At 50.2% G+C, this 15,048-nt stretch carries 16 protein-coding genes; 9 read left to right on the plus strand and 7 right to left on the minus strand.

Annotation, left to right across the window (positions count from 1 at the left end; translation table 11 throughout):
* Positions 1–136 precede the first annotated feature (136 nt).
* The 7 genes from C8E01_RS08585 (at position 137) to meaB (ending at position 6,348) form a co-directional block, all read left to right on the plus strand.
* Entirely contained in the window at positions 137–544 is a 408-nt protein-coding gene (locus C8E01_RS08585; protein WP_116542948.1) for a hypothetical protein, read from the plus strand.
* Positions 545–685: 141 nt separating this feature from the next.
* Positions 686–1,210, plus strand: a complete 525-nt coding sequence (locus C8E01_RS08590; RefSeq protein ID WP_116542949.1) for a hypothetical protein — start codon at positions 686–688, stop codon at positions 1,208–1,210.
* 149 nt (positions 1,211–1,359) lie between these two features.
* On the plus strand, positions 1,360–1,554 hold the full coding sequence (locus tag C8E01_RS08595; protein ID WP_243409485.1) for a hypothetical protein: 195 nt from the start codon (positions 1,360–1,362) through the stop codon (positions 1,552–1,554).
* A 311-nt stretch (positions 1,555–1,865) separates the two neighbouring features.
* On the plus strand, positions 1,866–3,446 hold the full coding sequence (gene treF, locus C8E01_RS08600) for an alpha,alpha-trehalase TreF (protein ID WP_243409486.1): 1,581 nt from the start codon (positions 1,866–1,868) through the stop codon (positions 3,444–3,446).
* 73 nt (positions 3,447–3,519) lie between these two features.
* On the plus strand, positions 3,520–3,942 hold the full coding sequence (locus C8E01_RS08605) for a hypothetical protein (RefSeq protein WP_116542952.1): 423 nt from the start codon (positions 3,520–3,522) through the stop codon (positions 3,940–3,942).
* A gap of 143 nt (positions 3,943–4,085) precedes the next feature.
* Positions 4,086–5,237 (plus strand): TolB-like translocation protein, encoded by a 1,152-nt coding sequence (locus C8E01_RS08610; protein ID WP_116543037.1) that lies wholly within the window; start codon positions 4,086–4,088, stop codon positions 5,235–5,237.
* A 130-nt stretch (positions 5,238–5,367) separates the two neighbouring features.
* Positions 5,368–6,348 (plus strand): methylmalonyl Co-A mutase-associated GTPase MeaB, encoded by a 981-nt coding sequence (gene meaB, locus C8E01_RS08615; RefSeq protein WP_116542953.1) that lies wholly within the window; start codon positions 5,368–5,370, stop codon positions 6,346–6,348.
* 174 nt (positions 6,349–6,522) lie between these two features.
* On the opposite strand, the gene folB is transcribed toward meaB, so the two are convergent.
* The 3 genes from folB to C8E01_RS08630 are packed head-to-tail and all read right to left on the minus strand — an operon-like array spanning position 6,523 to position 8,801.
* Positions 6,523–6,879 (minus strand): dihydroneopterin aldolase, encoded by a 357-nt coding sequence (folB, locus tag C8E01_RS08620; RefSeq protein ID WP_116542954.1) that lies wholly within the window; start codon positions 6,877–6,879, stop codon positions 6,523–6,525.
* 10 nt (positions 6,880–6,889) lie between these two features.
* Positions 6,890–7,873, minus strand: coding sequence for a DivIVA domain-containing protein (locus C8E01_RS08625; RefSeq protein ID WP_116542955.1), 984 nt, complete (start codon positions 7,871–7,873; stop codon positions 6,890–6,892).
* Positions 7,833–8,801, minus strand: a complete 969-nt coding sequence (locus tag C8E01_RS08630; RefSeq protein ID WP_116542956.1) for a WD40 repeat domain-containing protein — start codon at positions 8,799–8,801, stop codon at positions 7,833–7,835. Before C8E01_RS08630 ends, C8E01_RS08625 begins: the two co-directional genes overlap by 41 nt.
* Positions 8,802–8,886: 85 nt before the next feature.
* On the opposite strand from C8E01_RS08630, the gene C8E01_RS08635 reads away from it, so the two are divergent.
* Both C8E01_RS08635 and C8E01_RS08640 read left to right on the plus strand, forming a co-directional pair.
* Positions 8,887–9,525 carry a 4'-phosphopantetheinyl transferase superfamily protein gene (locus C8E01_RS08635; protein ID WP_116542957.1) on the plus strand — a complete coding sequence of 213 codons (639 nt, stop codon included), beginning with the start codon at positions 8,887–8,889 and terminating at the stop codon, positions 9,523–9,525.
* Between the two features lie 30 nt (positions 9,526–9,555).
* Positions 9,556–10,143: a thioredoxin family protein gene (locus C8E01_RS08640; protein ID WP_116542958.1), complete on the plus strand. Its 588-nt coding sequence runs from the start codon at positions 9,556–9,558 to the stop codon at positions 10,141–10,143.
* Between the two features lie 140 nt (positions 10,144–10,283).
* Here C8E01_RS08640 and C8E01_RS08645 read toward each other — a convergent pair whose 3' ends face one another.
* The 4 genes from C8E01_RS08645 to C8E01_RS08660 form a co-directional block, all read right to left on the minus strand.
* Complete coding sequence (locus C8E01_RS08645; protein ID WP_116542959.1) at positions 10,284–11,132, minus strand: transglutaminase-like domain-containing protein; 849 nt, start codon at positions 11,130–11,132, stop codon at positions 10,284–10,286.
* 280 nt (positions 11,133–11,412) lie between these two features.
* Positions 11,413–13,041, minus strand: coding sequence for an acyl-CoA carboxylase subunit beta (locus C8E01_RS08650; RefSeq protein WP_116542960.1), 1,629 nt, complete (start codon positions 13,039–13,041; stop codon positions 11,413–11,415).
* Between the two features lie 90 nt (positions 13,042–13,131).
* Positions 13,132–14,187 (minus strand): MlaD family protein, encoded by a 1,056-nt coding sequence (locus tag C8E01_RS08655; RefSeq protein WP_116542961.1) that lies wholly within the window; start codon positions 14,185–14,187, stop codon positions 13,132–13,134.
* A gap of 22 nt (positions 14,188–14,209) precedes the next feature.
* Positions 14,210–14,992: an N-acetylmuramoyl-L-alanine amidase family protein gene (locus C8E01_RS08660; RefSeq protein ID WP_116542962.1), complete on the minus strand. Its 783-nt coding sequence runs from the start codon at positions 14,990–14,992 to the stop codon at positions 14,210–14,212.
* Positions 14,993–15,048: the final 56 nt, after the last annotated feature.

The raw sequence follows: 15,048 nt of genomic DNA on the forward strand, positions 1-15,048 counted from the left end.
TTGGCTGCAGCTTTTGCGCTTTAAAAGGACATTGTTCTTTTAGACACACACCCACTTTTGAGCGGCATACAGCCTGGAAGTACTTTGGCATACCCTTTTTTAAGCCGTACCTTTGTGGCACTTACAAAAACTTATTATGTCTTCTAAATCAACAAAATACACTCTGCTAGGCTTCGCTGCCGCCCTCATCATCTACTTCATCTATGATTCGTTTTCCCTTCCCAGCGTTGACGACCTGGATGGTGATTTTAAAGAAGTGGCTTTTTATCGCAATGAGAATAACACCGGCCCGATCGTCAGGATATATGCAGTGACTGTGGCTGATACGCTGTGGCAGGAGATGGAGCAATACGGGAATTACATGCCACACACTAAATATGGCACTACCAGGGTCTATTTCTTTTTGAACAGCCAGCCAGCGCCCGATCAGGTGCAACCCGGACAGCCAAACTTCCCTTCCCAGTTTGAGCCTTATACCTTAGCTCGCTACGAAAAAGACGCCATGGGCCAAATATCCTTTGTACGACATCCATTTAGCCGCTAAAAGGGGCTTAATCACCTCAATATACCATAACTACTTACTGATAATTAAGTAGTTATCACCTAACAATTGCAGCTTAGTTATTAGGCTCATCCTTAAATTAATCGTAAAAGAGAGGATGTGAAACCTAAAAACTAATAGTCTATGAAAATAATTTGGAAAATAGCGGCGGCTACACTTTTCATGAGTTCAGCGTTACTACTGACTTCTTGTAGCGGAGATCAGGGCAATACCACAGATACGCCCTCCGAAACCATGGAAGATAATACGATGGACACTGACATGGAGGACACTGGCATGACGGAAGATACTGCTGGTATGCAAGGAACTACTACAGGCGGTACCACAGGTACGACAACTACTGGAACCACCACGGGAGGTATGACCACGACCGGTACCACTACGGGCACAACGACAACAGGCTCCACAACAGGCACTACGACTGGAACTACTACAGGCACAACTACTGGAACTACGACTGGCACAACTACGGGAACCACTACCGGAACAACAACAGGTACGACTACGGGAACCACGACTGGTACGACGACCGGTACTACATCAGGAACTACTACGGGAACCACGACTGGTACGACGACCGGTACTACATCAGGAACTACTACAGGTACGAACACGGGAACCACTACTGGTACTACAACAGGCAATTAATTAAGATCCATTCTGGTTGCTACACCTTGAATGGGTCGTAGCAACCAGAATCTAACACCTACCCATACGATCGATCAAATCCAAAATAAGCTATGAAAAAACAATGGACTTCACTGCTTGCTGCTTGCTGCTTAGGCACAGCTTCTCTTTTGTTGACTTCTTGCGGAAGCGACAACCAACAATCTGTACCGGATAATCAGTCTATCGAAACAAGTGATATAGACAGTGACTCACTGGAAGACAACCAAGGTGAAGACGCTAGCGGAGGTACGGGTACGAATGCTGCTGGTACAACTACCACCGGCACCACGAGTGGAAGTACAACCGGTGGCACCACCATGTAAACAACTGTAATTCCGACAAGCATACTAGTTGCGCAAAAGCGGGAGGCTGTTAAAGCAGTGTCTCGCTTTTGTTTTTAGTATTAAAGGAACACTCTCATGCTATCCAAATGACTCCTATAATTTCAAGATTTTCCTGCAGGTATTCAGGAAACAAATAAGCTTATCGGAATATCGCTTGCGTACCAGGTTGCATAATAGTATACTTGACCCCTTGCTTCTTTAATTCGTATGAATACACATTCATATAATATGCGCTGACTATGAAGCAAGGCAAATCAAAAAAATCATACTTCCTACTAAACCTGATTCTTTTGCTTCTATCCTATATTTATGCTCCATCGCCGGTACATGCCCAATATCGGCCGGAGACCGATTTGCAAGAGCTTTTTCGTGATGTACAGTTACTGCCTGTTTTCCCGGATTCTAAAACCTTTGCAGACTGTGTGCCCCTGCAGGAGCCAGCGCATATTTTACAGGCCTACCGCCAACAGCGCGGGCAGTCTGGCTTCGATTTGAAGGAGTTTGTGCTCGAACATTTCCTGCTGCCAACACAGCCTTCCTCTAACTTCACGACAGACACCAGCCTTTCTGTAACAGCGCACATACGACAGCTCTGGCCAGTCCTCACCCGCATGCCGGACGAGGGCGGCGGCTCCCTTCTTCCCCTCCCCCATGCCTATGTAGTGCCGGGCGGCCGCTTTCAGGAGATCTACTATTGGGACAGCTTCTTCACCATGCTCGGGCTGCAGGTAAGCGGCGAAAAAGCCTTGATCCAGCACATGGTCGACAATTTCACGCACCTGATCCATACCACCGGCCATATACCAAACGGCAACCGCAGCTATTACCTTAGCCGCTCCCAGCCACCATTTTATGCGCTGATGCTGCACTTGCTTACACAGGAGTTGGGCCGCGATGTGTTAGTAAAATATGCCTCCGCCCTTCGCAAGGAGTATGCTTTCTGGATGGATGGCGTAGAACAACTTACCCCTAACAATCCAACCCACCGCCGGGTGGTACTGCTACCGGACGGCAGCATCCTCAACCGCTACTGGGACGACCAACCGGCCCCCCGCCCTGAATCTTACAGAGAAGATTTGCACATTGCACAGGAATCTGGCAGGTCACCCGAAAAGGTATACCGCCACATCCGGGCAGCGGCCGAGTCGGGTTGGGACTTTAGCAGCCGCTGGTTCGCCGACAAGCAAAACCTAAACACGATCCATACCACCGACATCCTGCCCGTAGACCTCAACTCGCTCCTTTTCCACATGGAACTGACCCTGGCTGAGATGGCCGAACTGGAGCGCAACCCTGCGGAGGCACGTTTATACCGCCAAAAAGCAAAAGCTCGTCGCAAAGCAGTGCTCCACCACATGTGGCACGATGGTGACGGCTTCTTTTATGATTATGATTTTGTACAGGGCACCACCACCAACATCCCAACACTGGCTGGCGTGTTTCCGCTTTACTTCTGTATGGCCAAGCGCAAACAAGCCAATGCAGTGGCTGAGCGCCTGCAAAACGATTTCCTAAAAGCAGGCGGACTGGCGACAACTCTGGTGCATACCGATCAACAATGGGACGCCCCAAATGGCTGGGCACCTTTGCAGTGGATGGGTATACAGGCGCTGCGCAATTACGATCACGAAGATTTGGCCCGCACGATCGCTACCCGCTGGATTACCCTCGGCACCGAAGTACATGAAAGCACCGGCAAGATGGTAGAGAAATATAATGTAGAAAATCTGGAGCTCGAAGCAGGCGGCGGAGAGTACCCGAACCAAGATGGCTTCGGTTGGACCAACGGTGTGTTTCTGAAACTGCTTTCGCTATACCCTGAACTGCGTCCAATTGCCGAGCGCGAGCCCGCCATGCTGCAAAATCGGTAAAGCTATACCTGAATTATAGCCTCTGTGCAGGCGGACATTCGGTTATACTGATTAGTTAGCTCTTATTTATTTTATGAAACTGACCAATTTTGAGATAGAGGATACAGTCACACTACATTATACTGGCTTGTACTTAGACCTTCACAACGATTATGACTTTCATGAATTTAAGTATTCACTATCATCTCAAGTCTTCGAAATACAATGGGATAAATTAGAAACTGAAGAAACCACATCTAATAATATTGATAAATTCAAATTACGCTTTAGCGCAGTTAGTTTTCTTAAAATACAAGAAAGAGATGCTGAAGTTCCTGTGAGCGAGGACAAATGTTTAGATGTGCTTGGATGGCTTCCCCAAAACATGAGGCAAGTTATGGACAGCTTTGGCCTGAAGCCAGACTATAAAAATGATGATATGATTCTTATTTTTCGGGGTGGACAAACCATAAAAATAAATGCCGAACAAGTTGATTTGATAGTATTAGAACAGTAAAACACGTTCTCCCCATATCTTTAGCACACTAAAGACTGCATATACCAAGTCCGGTACTAGAGTAGTTGTTGTACCTGATCTGCAGATTGGTCCAGAAACTGGCACTCAGTTTGCAAAGTCAGCGTTATACAAAAAAACAGGATATGATTCAGGTTAAACATACATTAACGGCACTTGCCTTGCTCCTGAGCACCTTCACAGCTTTTGCGCAGGGCGAAACATCCAACTGGTACTTTGGCAAAGGAGCCGGTATGATTTTTAGGGGCGACACGGTAACCGCAGTGGTCAACAGTAGACTGCAGACCGAAGAAGGCAGCGCCACCATCTCCGATAAATCGGGCAACCTGTTGTTCTATACCAACGGGATCACCGTCTGGAACAAGCACCACCGCGTGCTGCCAAACGGCAACGGCCTGATGGGTATGAAGTCCTCCACCCAATCTGCCCTGATCATACCGAAGCCAGCTGCTGACAGCGTCTTTTACATTTTCACAACCGACATACAGGCGCAGTCCAATGGTTTGCGCTACAGTGTGGTGAACATGAACAAAGACGATGGTAACGGGGCCATTACGGCCCGAAACGTGTTTATGATCGCGCCGGCCACCGAAAAGCTCACGGCCATTCGCCACAGCAACAACCGCGACTGGTGGGTGATTGCGCACCGCTGGAACAGCAACGCCTACATGGCCTACCTGGTGACAGCTGAGGGCGTGAACGTAGAGCCTGTGATGAGCAACGTGGGCACTGTGCATGGTGGCGCGCACCGCAAAGCCATCGGCTACCTCGTTCCTTCTCCTGACGGCACCCGTCTGGCCGCCGCCCTCTGGGACAGCGACAGCAATTTCGAGGTGCTCCGTTTCGACCGTAGTACCGGTGAGGTATCAGACCCTGTTTTGCTGAAAGGCTATGAAGAAGCGTATGGCGTGTGCTTTTCTCCGGATGGCACCAAGCTTTATGGCACCGCGAACGGCAAAGGGGGCGGCAAGGCGCAGATCATCCAATTCGACCTGCAGGCTGGCGACGAAGCAGCCATTGCCAAATCAGCTGTGGTGGTGGGCACTTCCGGCAGTCCGCGCATCGGCGCTATACAAATGGGGCCGAATGGCAAGATGTATGTGGCCCGCCAGGATAACATTCATCTAGGTGTGATCAACGATCCGAATGCCTTGGGTAAGGAAAGTGGTTATGTAGACACGGGCTTTCACCTGGGTGGCCGCAAGAGCGATCTTGGACTTCCAAACTTTCCGCAAGGTATACAGTCGGGCGCAGGTAGGTCTGCAAACGTAAAATAAGGTTTCAAAATCAGATTTAAGAGCCGGGCAGCAGTGTCCGGCTTTTTTGTTTCACACAAATAACTGGCTCGGTAACGCATAAATTCTAAATTTGTAAAGCAATCGATTCTATACCTAACGCTATACCGCCTTGGCAAAACGTTTCAGTGCTGATAAGTATGTAGAGGGCATCCTGGCCGGCGACCGTGTCATGCTGAGTCGTGCCATTACGTTGGTAGAAAGTCGGCTGGCCTCTGACCTGGATCTGGCACAGGACGTTATCAACCAGGTGCTGCCGCATGCCGGCAAATCAGTGCGGATAGGTATAACCGGCGTGCCGGGTGTGGGTAAGAGTACCTTTATTGAATCCTTTGGCAACTACCTGATTCAGGAACAGGGCAAGAAACTGGCCGTGCTGGCCATCGACCCGACCTCACAGCGCACCGGCGGCAGTATACTCGGCGACAAGACGCGCATGGAATCACTCTCCGTTAATCCGCAGGCTTTTATACGTCCCTCCCCTGCCGGTAAGTCCTTGGGTGGCGTAACGCGCAGCACCCGCGAATCCATCATCCTTTGCGAAGCAGCCGGTTTTGACGCCATTATTGTGGAGACAGTGGGCGTAGGCCAATCTGAAACGGCGGTGCATGCCATGGTGGATTTTTTCCTGTTACTGATGCTAGCAGGTGCCGGCGACGAACTGCAAGGTATAAAGCGCGGCATCATGGAGATGGCCGATGCCATTGCCATTACCAAAGCCGACGGCGAGAACGCGATGAAAGCCAAAGCCGCCCGCGCCGAGTACAAGAATGCCCTGCACCTATACCCGATGGCGGCCTCCGGTTGGCTCCCGAAGGTTTCCGTATGCTCAGCAGTGGAGCAAACGGGTCTCGACACCATCTGGCAGACGATAGCGGCATACCTGGAGCTGACCCATCAAAGCGGATTCTTCGAGAAGAAGCGCCACAGCCAGAACCTGCAATGGATGTACGAAGCCATACGCCAGGGGCTGGAGGACAGTTTCTATGCACACCAGCAAGTGAAAGACCAATTGCCAGGTATAGCCGATGAGGTAAAGGAAGGCAAAAAATCAGCGTTTGCAGCCGCAACTGAGTTACTGAAACTGGTATAACTTCTCCCCGAGCCCGAGCCGTCACATAATACCTTATTTGTCATCCTGTAAGGATACAGGTAGCATGCAGCAAAGGCTTAGCCTCCAGGACTAGGCCTTACCCCTAAGCTGAAAAAGTAGAAAAAAAACAGCCGGCACATCACTGCGCCGGCTGCTCTTCATCAATAAGTAAACTTATCGGGCCTCTGCTAATGTCACTTTGGCCCACTTACAAATACCCCCCAGCGGAGGGTTAAACTTGTATACATTTATTTTGACTGACTGCACAAACGGGAACCGGTCGTAGATCTTGTCGATGATCCGGTGGCCCAGATGCTCCAGCAGGCGGGCCGGGACTCTCATCTCTTCCAGCGCCAGCGCATACAGCACTTCGTAGTTCACGGTTTCCCCCAGGTCGTCGCTCTCGGCGGCACGTCTCAGATCGGTTTCAATGAACAGGTCGATGCCGTACTTGTTACCGATCTTCTGTTCCTCGTCGTAAAAACCGTGGAAGGCGAAGAACTCCATTCCTTCCAGTGCAATCTGTCCCATCCGTTTCGAACTAGCCTATCTCGTCAAAGAAAGAGCCTGCCGTTTTTGGTTGACGGCTCTGCGCCCAGTCAGACAGACTATTGCGGGATGGCTCCGTCATCGGTGGCTGCACTTCAGGCTTATCAGGCGTAATAGGCTGTATCTCAGGTATAGGCTGCTCAATTTCAGGAGAAGGGATAGTACCCGGATAGTCCGGCTTCGGCTGCTCGATCTCCGGCGATGGTACGTTTGGCACCGGCGTTATCGGATTCGGAATTTCCGGGTGCGGCTGTGTCACGTCCGGAGCCGGATCACCAAGCGGTTCGTAGCTATTGCTGATGGCAAGAGCAGGTATAGCAGTTGCTGCAGTGGCCGTAGCCTCCGGCAGTTGTATCGTTCTATTCGTTGTGGTTTCCATATCTTTCATGTTACGCAGCAGCTCGGGCTGTTCCACCCGAAGTTCGGCCGCTCTTGAAAGAATACTGGCTGTACTGGTTTTAGGTTTTGACTTTGTCTTCTCGGCTTTCTCCAGCGCCTCGTTGGCCAGGTTGCGCAGGTCACGCACCATACTCTCCAGGTACGACTCCATGCGCTGGTAGTCCTGCTCCAGGGCTTTTACCTCCTGCTGCATTTCGCTCACCATACGCTCGGCCTGCTTCTGGCTGTCTTCCAGCACTACACGGGCCTGGTTGCGGGCTGTGTTCAGCAGTTGGTCAACCTGCAGCTGCGCCTCACGGATCTTAAGCTCAGATGATTTGTTGGCCTGCTCCAGAATAGAGTTACCGGTGTCCTCGGCGGTTTTCAGTGTTTTGTATAATGAAGATTCCACCTCACGCAGCTTCTGCGTCTCGCGGTGAGCCGCCTCCAGCTTGTTGCGCAGGTCTTTGTTCTCATCGAGCAGCTTTTCCCACTGCTGCGATAAAGTCAGCAAAAAAGCATTTACTTCGTCCTTGTCCAGCCCTCTAAATGCCTTCTCAAATGTCTTTTGTCTGATTTCTAAGGGTGTAATCTTCATGATCCAAACTGAATTTTATATCCCACACCGAAATGGTGCGGTCATCACTACACGAAACTAACTTATTCTGGTGAGCCGACCAAAATAATTTATTGACAGAGGTGCCGTGGCTCGCGTTTCGGACTTTATCAATAACCTTGAGCAGTTTGAAGGTTTGCGCGTCCCAAATTTTAATGGACTTATCCATGCTGCAGGTCGCAAAATGTCGTCCGTCGGGGCTATAGGTGATGTGATTGACGGTATACATGTGAGCAATCACATAGCCGCGCTCCTTGTATTTTTCCTGTACCTCCCAAACCCGCAGGTGGGCATCACGGCCCGCTGTGAGCAACTGCGTGCCATCCGGAGAGTAAACGACCGTAAACACGGAGTTGGTATGCGCAGGCAGTTCATACTTCAGCTCCATACTGGTGGCGTCGAAAATACGCACGGTGTGGTCGCTGTACCCGGCGGCCAGCTCGTTGGTGGTTTTGTTGTAAGCCAGGCAGCGCACACTCTTGTCCGATTTGCGTACCATGCTGCGAAGCTCAAAGTCCTCTGCTCCGATCACAGCTATACCTCCGTTGCCCATCCCCACGTATACCTGCCCTGTTTCCGGCACGTAGGCAATGTCGAAAATCGCCACTTTGGGCAGCGCCACGGACTTATGAATAGCCTTGCTGTTCAGGTCGATTACCTGCAAGCCTTCTTGGTTTTGCCCGATCAGCAACTGGTTGCGCTCCGGTACAAACCGCAGGGCGTATACCGATGTGGTGACCTTTGCTACCAGTTCGCCATTATCCGGTTGGTCCAGGTCCCAGGAAGCCACCATGCCGTCGCTGCCCGCCGAATAAACAGTGGCAGGCGAAGCACCACCCTCCAGGGTATACACACAATCGCGGTGGCCTGTCAGGGTGGCGACTTTCTGTACTTGTATCTTGCTAGCCATCTCTACTTGGTCTGATGTACTTAAATTTAGCTAAATTTACAACAATTGCCGCTAACCCTATTGCTGCCAATCAGAAATTACTGCCATGCCCCTGCTCCAGACCCGTGAACTTGACCCCCATACCCTACTCGGAGTGTGGCTTCTCGACGAAGCGCCGGATGCTTTACGCTCTTTGCTGCCTGCGCACATAAACCCTGACGAGAGCCTGCAACTGGCTCACCCCAGAAGACAACGCGAATGGCTCGCCAGCCGTGCATTGGCTTACCTGCTACTGCAACGCTTCACCAACGAACCGCTGCCCTTGTTGCGCGACGCTACTGGCAAACCTGTGTTTGCAAGTGCTCCTTTTCAGCTTTCCATCACCCACTCGCCGCGCATGGCCGCCGTTATACTTTCCGAAAAATATGATGTTGGCATAGATCTTGAACTAGTAAGCGCAAAGGCGCTGCGGGTAGCTGACAAGTTCCTGACTGACCAGGAGAAGGCTTTTACCGCCGACGATGAACAGCAGACTTGTCTGTACTGGAGCGCTAAAGAAACCTTGTACAAGATGTACAGCCAAAAACGACTTATTTTTAAGGAAAACTTATTAGTGGAACCTTCGCAGAGCCCTGAAAACAACTTATTGCAGGGTCACGTTATTACGGATAATTTTTCTAAATTGTATCAGATCCATCACGAAGTGCTTCACAACCACGTACTAACCTATAGTGTTGATCGTTGATACATCTTACACGCACCTAAACAAACAAACATGAAATATCTGGCTTCTTTTGTTGTAGCATTCCTGGTCACGGCCAGTGTATTTGCACAAGGCAGCTACCAGTTGGGCAGCAAAGTCGCGGACTTCTCGCTCAAAGATGGGCAAGGGAACAATGTGTCGCTAAGTAATTTTGCCGACAGCAAAACAGTTGTTTTGGTGTTTACGGATAACAAGTGTCCTTACGCTAAACTCTACGAAAACCGCCTTGTCACGCTATCGAGCACTTATGCGGCCCGTGGTGTGCAGTTCATCTTCATTAATCCGGGCGTAGGCGTGGGCGAAGGCAGTGATACCATGGAAGATCTGGTAACTAAAAACTATAGCTTCCCATACCTGGCAGACGAGGGACAACGCATCAGTCAAAAATTCGGAGCTACTAAAACGCCGGAAGTGTTTGTGTTGCACAACATAGGCGGCGAATTTGTGCTGAAGTACAAGGGCGCGATAGATGACAGTCCGCAAGTTGAGAGCGGCGTGCGCAACAATTACCTTAAAACTGTAATTGATGATGTGTTGGCCAATAAAAATATAAGCGCAGCCGACAAACGCGCGACCGGTTGTATGATCAAGCGATACTAATTAAACCTACGGCGGTAGCTATACCTGCCATTTCCCAGGACAATAGGGTAATGCTATACCTGTAGTAGATAAAAAGGCAAAGGCCGGCACTTCTGAGTACCAGCCTTTGCCTTTCTATTTATACCTGATCGTTGCTGTGCTTATACTGTTGGATCCTCGTCCGTGATCGCCGTCAGCAGTTTAGTCACTTCGGTTGCCTTTTCCAGGTCGTTGGTCTTTTCAAACGAGAAGGCCAGGTTACGGAGCGCCCTTTTCACAATTTCGATGTTAGAGCACGGCTCGTAGAAAATATCGATCGGGTTGAGGTTAAGCTGCACGATGTAGTTGTCTATATCAGCTTTTGAAAGCATCAGCCCTTTGTTGTATACGTTGATATAGAACTGCACCTCGCCCAGTTTATAGGTCAGGATGAAGAGGTTTGGCAGGTTAACACCGTAAACAGGCATACCTAAACGTTGCGCAATGGTCATGTAGATCACACAAAGCGTCAGCGGGTTCCCGCGCCGGGTTTCCAGCGCCAGGTGCATCATGGAATTCGACGGGGAGTGGAAGTTTTTGGTATTGGCTGAGAACTTCTTTTCGCGGAAAAGTGTGTTGTTCAGCGATTTCACCTGGTCATAAGGGTGCATGTTCTCCTTCATGTTCGTCCAGGCGTCGAAGTACAACTGATCCAGCCCTTTCGATAAAGTAGCCAGTTCCACATCCGGGTACAGGTAGGTATTCACCAGCCACATCCCTTCCACCAGGTCCTGTCCTCCGCTCTCTTTCCAATTCTTTAGGCGCTGCAACAAGCCGTCAAACTGCAGACTATGGATCAGATCCTCAATCCGCTTCTGCAGGTCTGAGTTCAGGGTTTCCTCCCATTCCTCTTCCAGAAACGGAATAATGCTCTCCCCCAGCGATACAATCTTCTTCTCTACGTGCGACGCGACCTCATAATCGATATCATCCAACAGCGAGATCATCGCCTTTATCTCCTTCTTTGTCAAAATAATGCGTAATGGTTAAAGCGTAATAAGTACTAGTTGAACAGTGCTATGTCCGTCATAATTTATAACACCGCCCTTCTTAAACAAACCCCTGATTCTTCCGGAAGATTTCAGAACGGAAAATAAAATCTTACAAATTGTACGTCAGCCTGCTGTATACCGTCTACACCTTCCTTATCCAAACAGTCTGTAGCGTGATTGATCGAAGCAACAATTAGCTCAAAGTTAAGACTATCCGAAAGCCCCTGAACAGGTATAGCAATAAAAGAGCAGTCAACTATCACGTTTGAATCACACCTACATTATACGGTTTCTCGATTGGCGCATGGTTAGCAGCTTCTATACCCATCGAGATCACTTTACGGGTCTCCAGCGGGTCGATGATGCCGTCTATCCACAGGCGGGCCGCCGCGTAGTAGGGTGAAAGCTCTTCGTTATACTTGGCTGTGATACGCTCAAGCAGTTCCTTTTCTGCCTCTGGAGTGATCTCTTCTCCTTTCGCTTTCAAAGCCGATACCTGGATCTGCAGCAAGGTGTTGGCCGCTGCCGCACCGCTCATCACGGCTAGTTGCGCCGATGGCCAGGCGTAAATCAGGCGCGGGTCGTAGGCCTTGCCGCACATGGCGTAGTTGCCGGCCCCGTAGCTGTTGCCCAGGATGACCGTGAACTTCGGCACCACCGAGTTGGCCATGGCATTCACCATTTTGGCGCCGTCCTTAATAATGCCGCCGTGTTCGGCCTTGCTGCCCACCATAAAGCCCGACACATCGTGCAGGAACACTAGTGGAATCTTTTTCTGATTGCAGTTCATGATAAAGCGGGCCGCCTTGTCAGCTGAGTCGGAGTAGATCACGCCGCCCATCTGCATTTCGCCTTTTTTGCTCTTTACGATCTTGCGCTGGTTAGCTACTATACCCACTGCCCAACCATCGATCCGGCCCAGTCCGCAGATCAGCGTCTGCCCATACAGTTCTTTGTATGGCTCGAACTCGGAGTTGTCGACCAGGCGATGGATGATGTCCATCATGTCGTAGGGCTTGGTGCGGTCGGCTGGCAGCATGCCGTAAATCTCTTTCTCGTCGAGCTTCGGAGCGGCAGGCTCCACGCGGCTGAAACCAGCCTTCGGGTTTTCGCCCAGTTTATCGAATATGGTGCGGATGTGGTCCAGCGCCTCTTTGTCGTCTTTGCATTTGTAGTCGGTCACGCCTGAAATCTCACAGTGCGTCGAAGCGCCACCCAGCGTTTCGTTGTCAATGCTCTCGCCAATAGCTGACTTCACCAGGTATGAGCCACCCAGGAACACAGAGCCTGTACCTTCCACAATCAGGGCCTCGTCGCTCATGATCGGCAGGTAGGCGCCACCGGCCACGCAGCTGCCCATAATGGCGGCGATCTGCACGATGCCCATTGAGCTCATCACGGCGTTGTTGCGGAACATGCGTCCGAAGTGCTCTTTGTCCGGGAATATCTCGTCTTGCATGGGCAAAAACACGCCGGCGCTGTCCACCAGGTATACGATCGGGAGTTTGTTCTCGATGGAAATCTCCTGCGCACGTAGGTTTTTCTTGGCCGTGATCGGGAACCAGGCACCGGCCTTTACGGTAGCATCGTTGGCTACCACCACGCACTGGCGGCCTTTGATGTAGCCTAAACCTGTCACCACGCCGCCGCTTGGGCAGCCGCCCACCTCCTGGTACATACCTTCGCCGGCAAAAGCGCCTACTTCCAGAAACTCGGTTCCTTCGTCAAGCAGGTAGTCGATGCGTTCGCGGGCTGTCATTTTACCTTTGTCGTGCTCTTTTGCGATGCGCTTTTCGCCGCCGCCCAGGTGTACTTTTTTCAGTTTGCCTTTCAGCTGGAAACTCAGCTGTTTGAGAGAGTCTTCGTTCTTATTGAATTCGATATCCATGAAGGGGTTATTATAAATAAGGGGACTACTTACAATGAAAAATCCGCTTTAAGGGCGGATTTCACAAATATACAATTTTTATAAGATAGCTTATTGCCTTTTTGTGGTATCGGCAGGGGATACCTTGACAGAGTCTTGAACAGGGCGACGAAACTCATCCGGGTTCTCATCCTGTAGCTCTTTCACCTCTTCCAGCGTAATCACACGCCCCGTGGCATCCACCTTATACCTGTCTTTGCGACCGATAAGCGAAAACTGCACATAGCGCTTCGGATAGGCCTGGATGTCGCGCAGCAACAGATTGAGCGCCTCTGTTGAGCGGTTCATGTTCTGGTACAGCTGCTCATCGTTCATCAAACGGCCCAATGAGCCTTCGTTCGAGTTGAGTTTAGCAATTGTGCTTTCCAGTTCGTTCACGGCCGAGTTGGCGTCGGCTACCAGTTTTTTTACTTCTACCTGCTTTAGGGTGTCTGTAATCTCGACCATATTCAGGGTCAGGCGGTCGATGTTGCGCTGGGTCTGGTTGAGGGCCGCCGTAAGTTGGCTTAGGTTTCTGGTGATCTGGTTGATGTTACGCTGGTTGTCGCGTATGATCTCGTTTACCGCTTCTGTCGTTTTGTTGGAGTTGGCCAGTATCTGCTGTATGTTGCCCTTTGCCTCGCTGTCGAGCAGGCGATTCACACGGGCCAGCGTGGTGTCCACTTTGTCAATTACCGGCACCGACTTGGATGAGAGCATGTCCGTGATGCTGGTTTCTTTAAAGGCGATCAGTTCCTCTCCACCTTTGTATTCCTTATTGTTGTTGCGAAGGAAGAGTGTAATGGCCTTGCTTCCCAAAAAGTCGGAGTTGCCGAGGCTGGCGATAGTAGAGTCCCCGATCTGCAGGTCTTTCCGCACTTCAATGTCCACACGTACCATGTTTGCACGGTCGGTAAGCAGCTCCATGTCTTTCACATGGCCTACCTGTATGCCGTTCAAAAATACAGGATTTGAAATGGTAAGCCCATCCACGCTGTCGTAAACCACATGATAAGTATTGGATTTGGAGAAGAGCGTGGAGCCTTTCAGGAATTCATACCCGAAGTATAGTATTACAATTGCCGTTATACCTAACAGGGCAACCTTAATTTCCTTTGATATTTTCACGTAGGTGAGTTTGCTTTTTGCTTTAGTTCATGGCTTCAAGCTCTTGCTTGTATTCCTTGAAGGCACGATATATACCTGATGCCATATACGTCTGACCGGTTTTATCGTTAAGGAATTTTTCTTCAGCCGGGTTGGTAAGGAATCCGGCCTCAATCAGCACGCTTGGCATGTAGGATTTCCAGAGGACCAGAAAGCCTGCCTGCTTCACGCCACGGCTGGTGCGCCCTACTCTGTTTTTAAACTCATTTTCTACCTTTTGGGCAAAACGGAGGCTATTATCAATGTAGGCACTCTGGTGCAGCGCAAACATAATGTGGCTCTGCGGGGAATTCGGATCGAAGCCGCCGTATTTTTCCTTATAGTCGTCTTCCTGCAAAATAACGGCGTTTTCGCGCTTGGCAACGGCCAGGTTGTTATTGGAAGTGTGAAGCCCCATCGTATAGGTCTCGGTGCCGTAAGCAGAAGGAGGTCCTGCGTTAAGGTGAATAGAGATAAACAGGTCCGCGTTGTTCTTGTTGGCGATGCCGGCACGGTCGATCAGTTCTACAAACGTATCGTCTTTGCGGGTGTAAACAACTTTCACGTCGGGCACGTTCTTCTCAATTAACGTACCGACCTGTAAGGCCAACTTTAAGGCCACATCAGCCTCGTGCGAGACTTTGCCGTTACAACCTATGTCTTTGCCGCCATGACCCGCATCGATAACTACCGTGCGCAGCTTGTACGCCTTACGGTATTCGAGCTTGCTGGAGGATAGTAAAAGTAAACTTAGGGCCAGAATTGAAATAGTAACAATATTTCTCACAACGCTCGTTAGTTAAAAGTTAAACAATAACTTTGTACAAAATAAATAAAACTTTA

This window comes from Pontibacter virosus (assembly GCF_003096355.1).
Taxonomy (GTDB): domain Bacteria; phylum Bacteroidota; class Bacteroidia; order Cytophagales; family Hymenobacteraceae; genus Pontibacter; species Pontibacter virosus.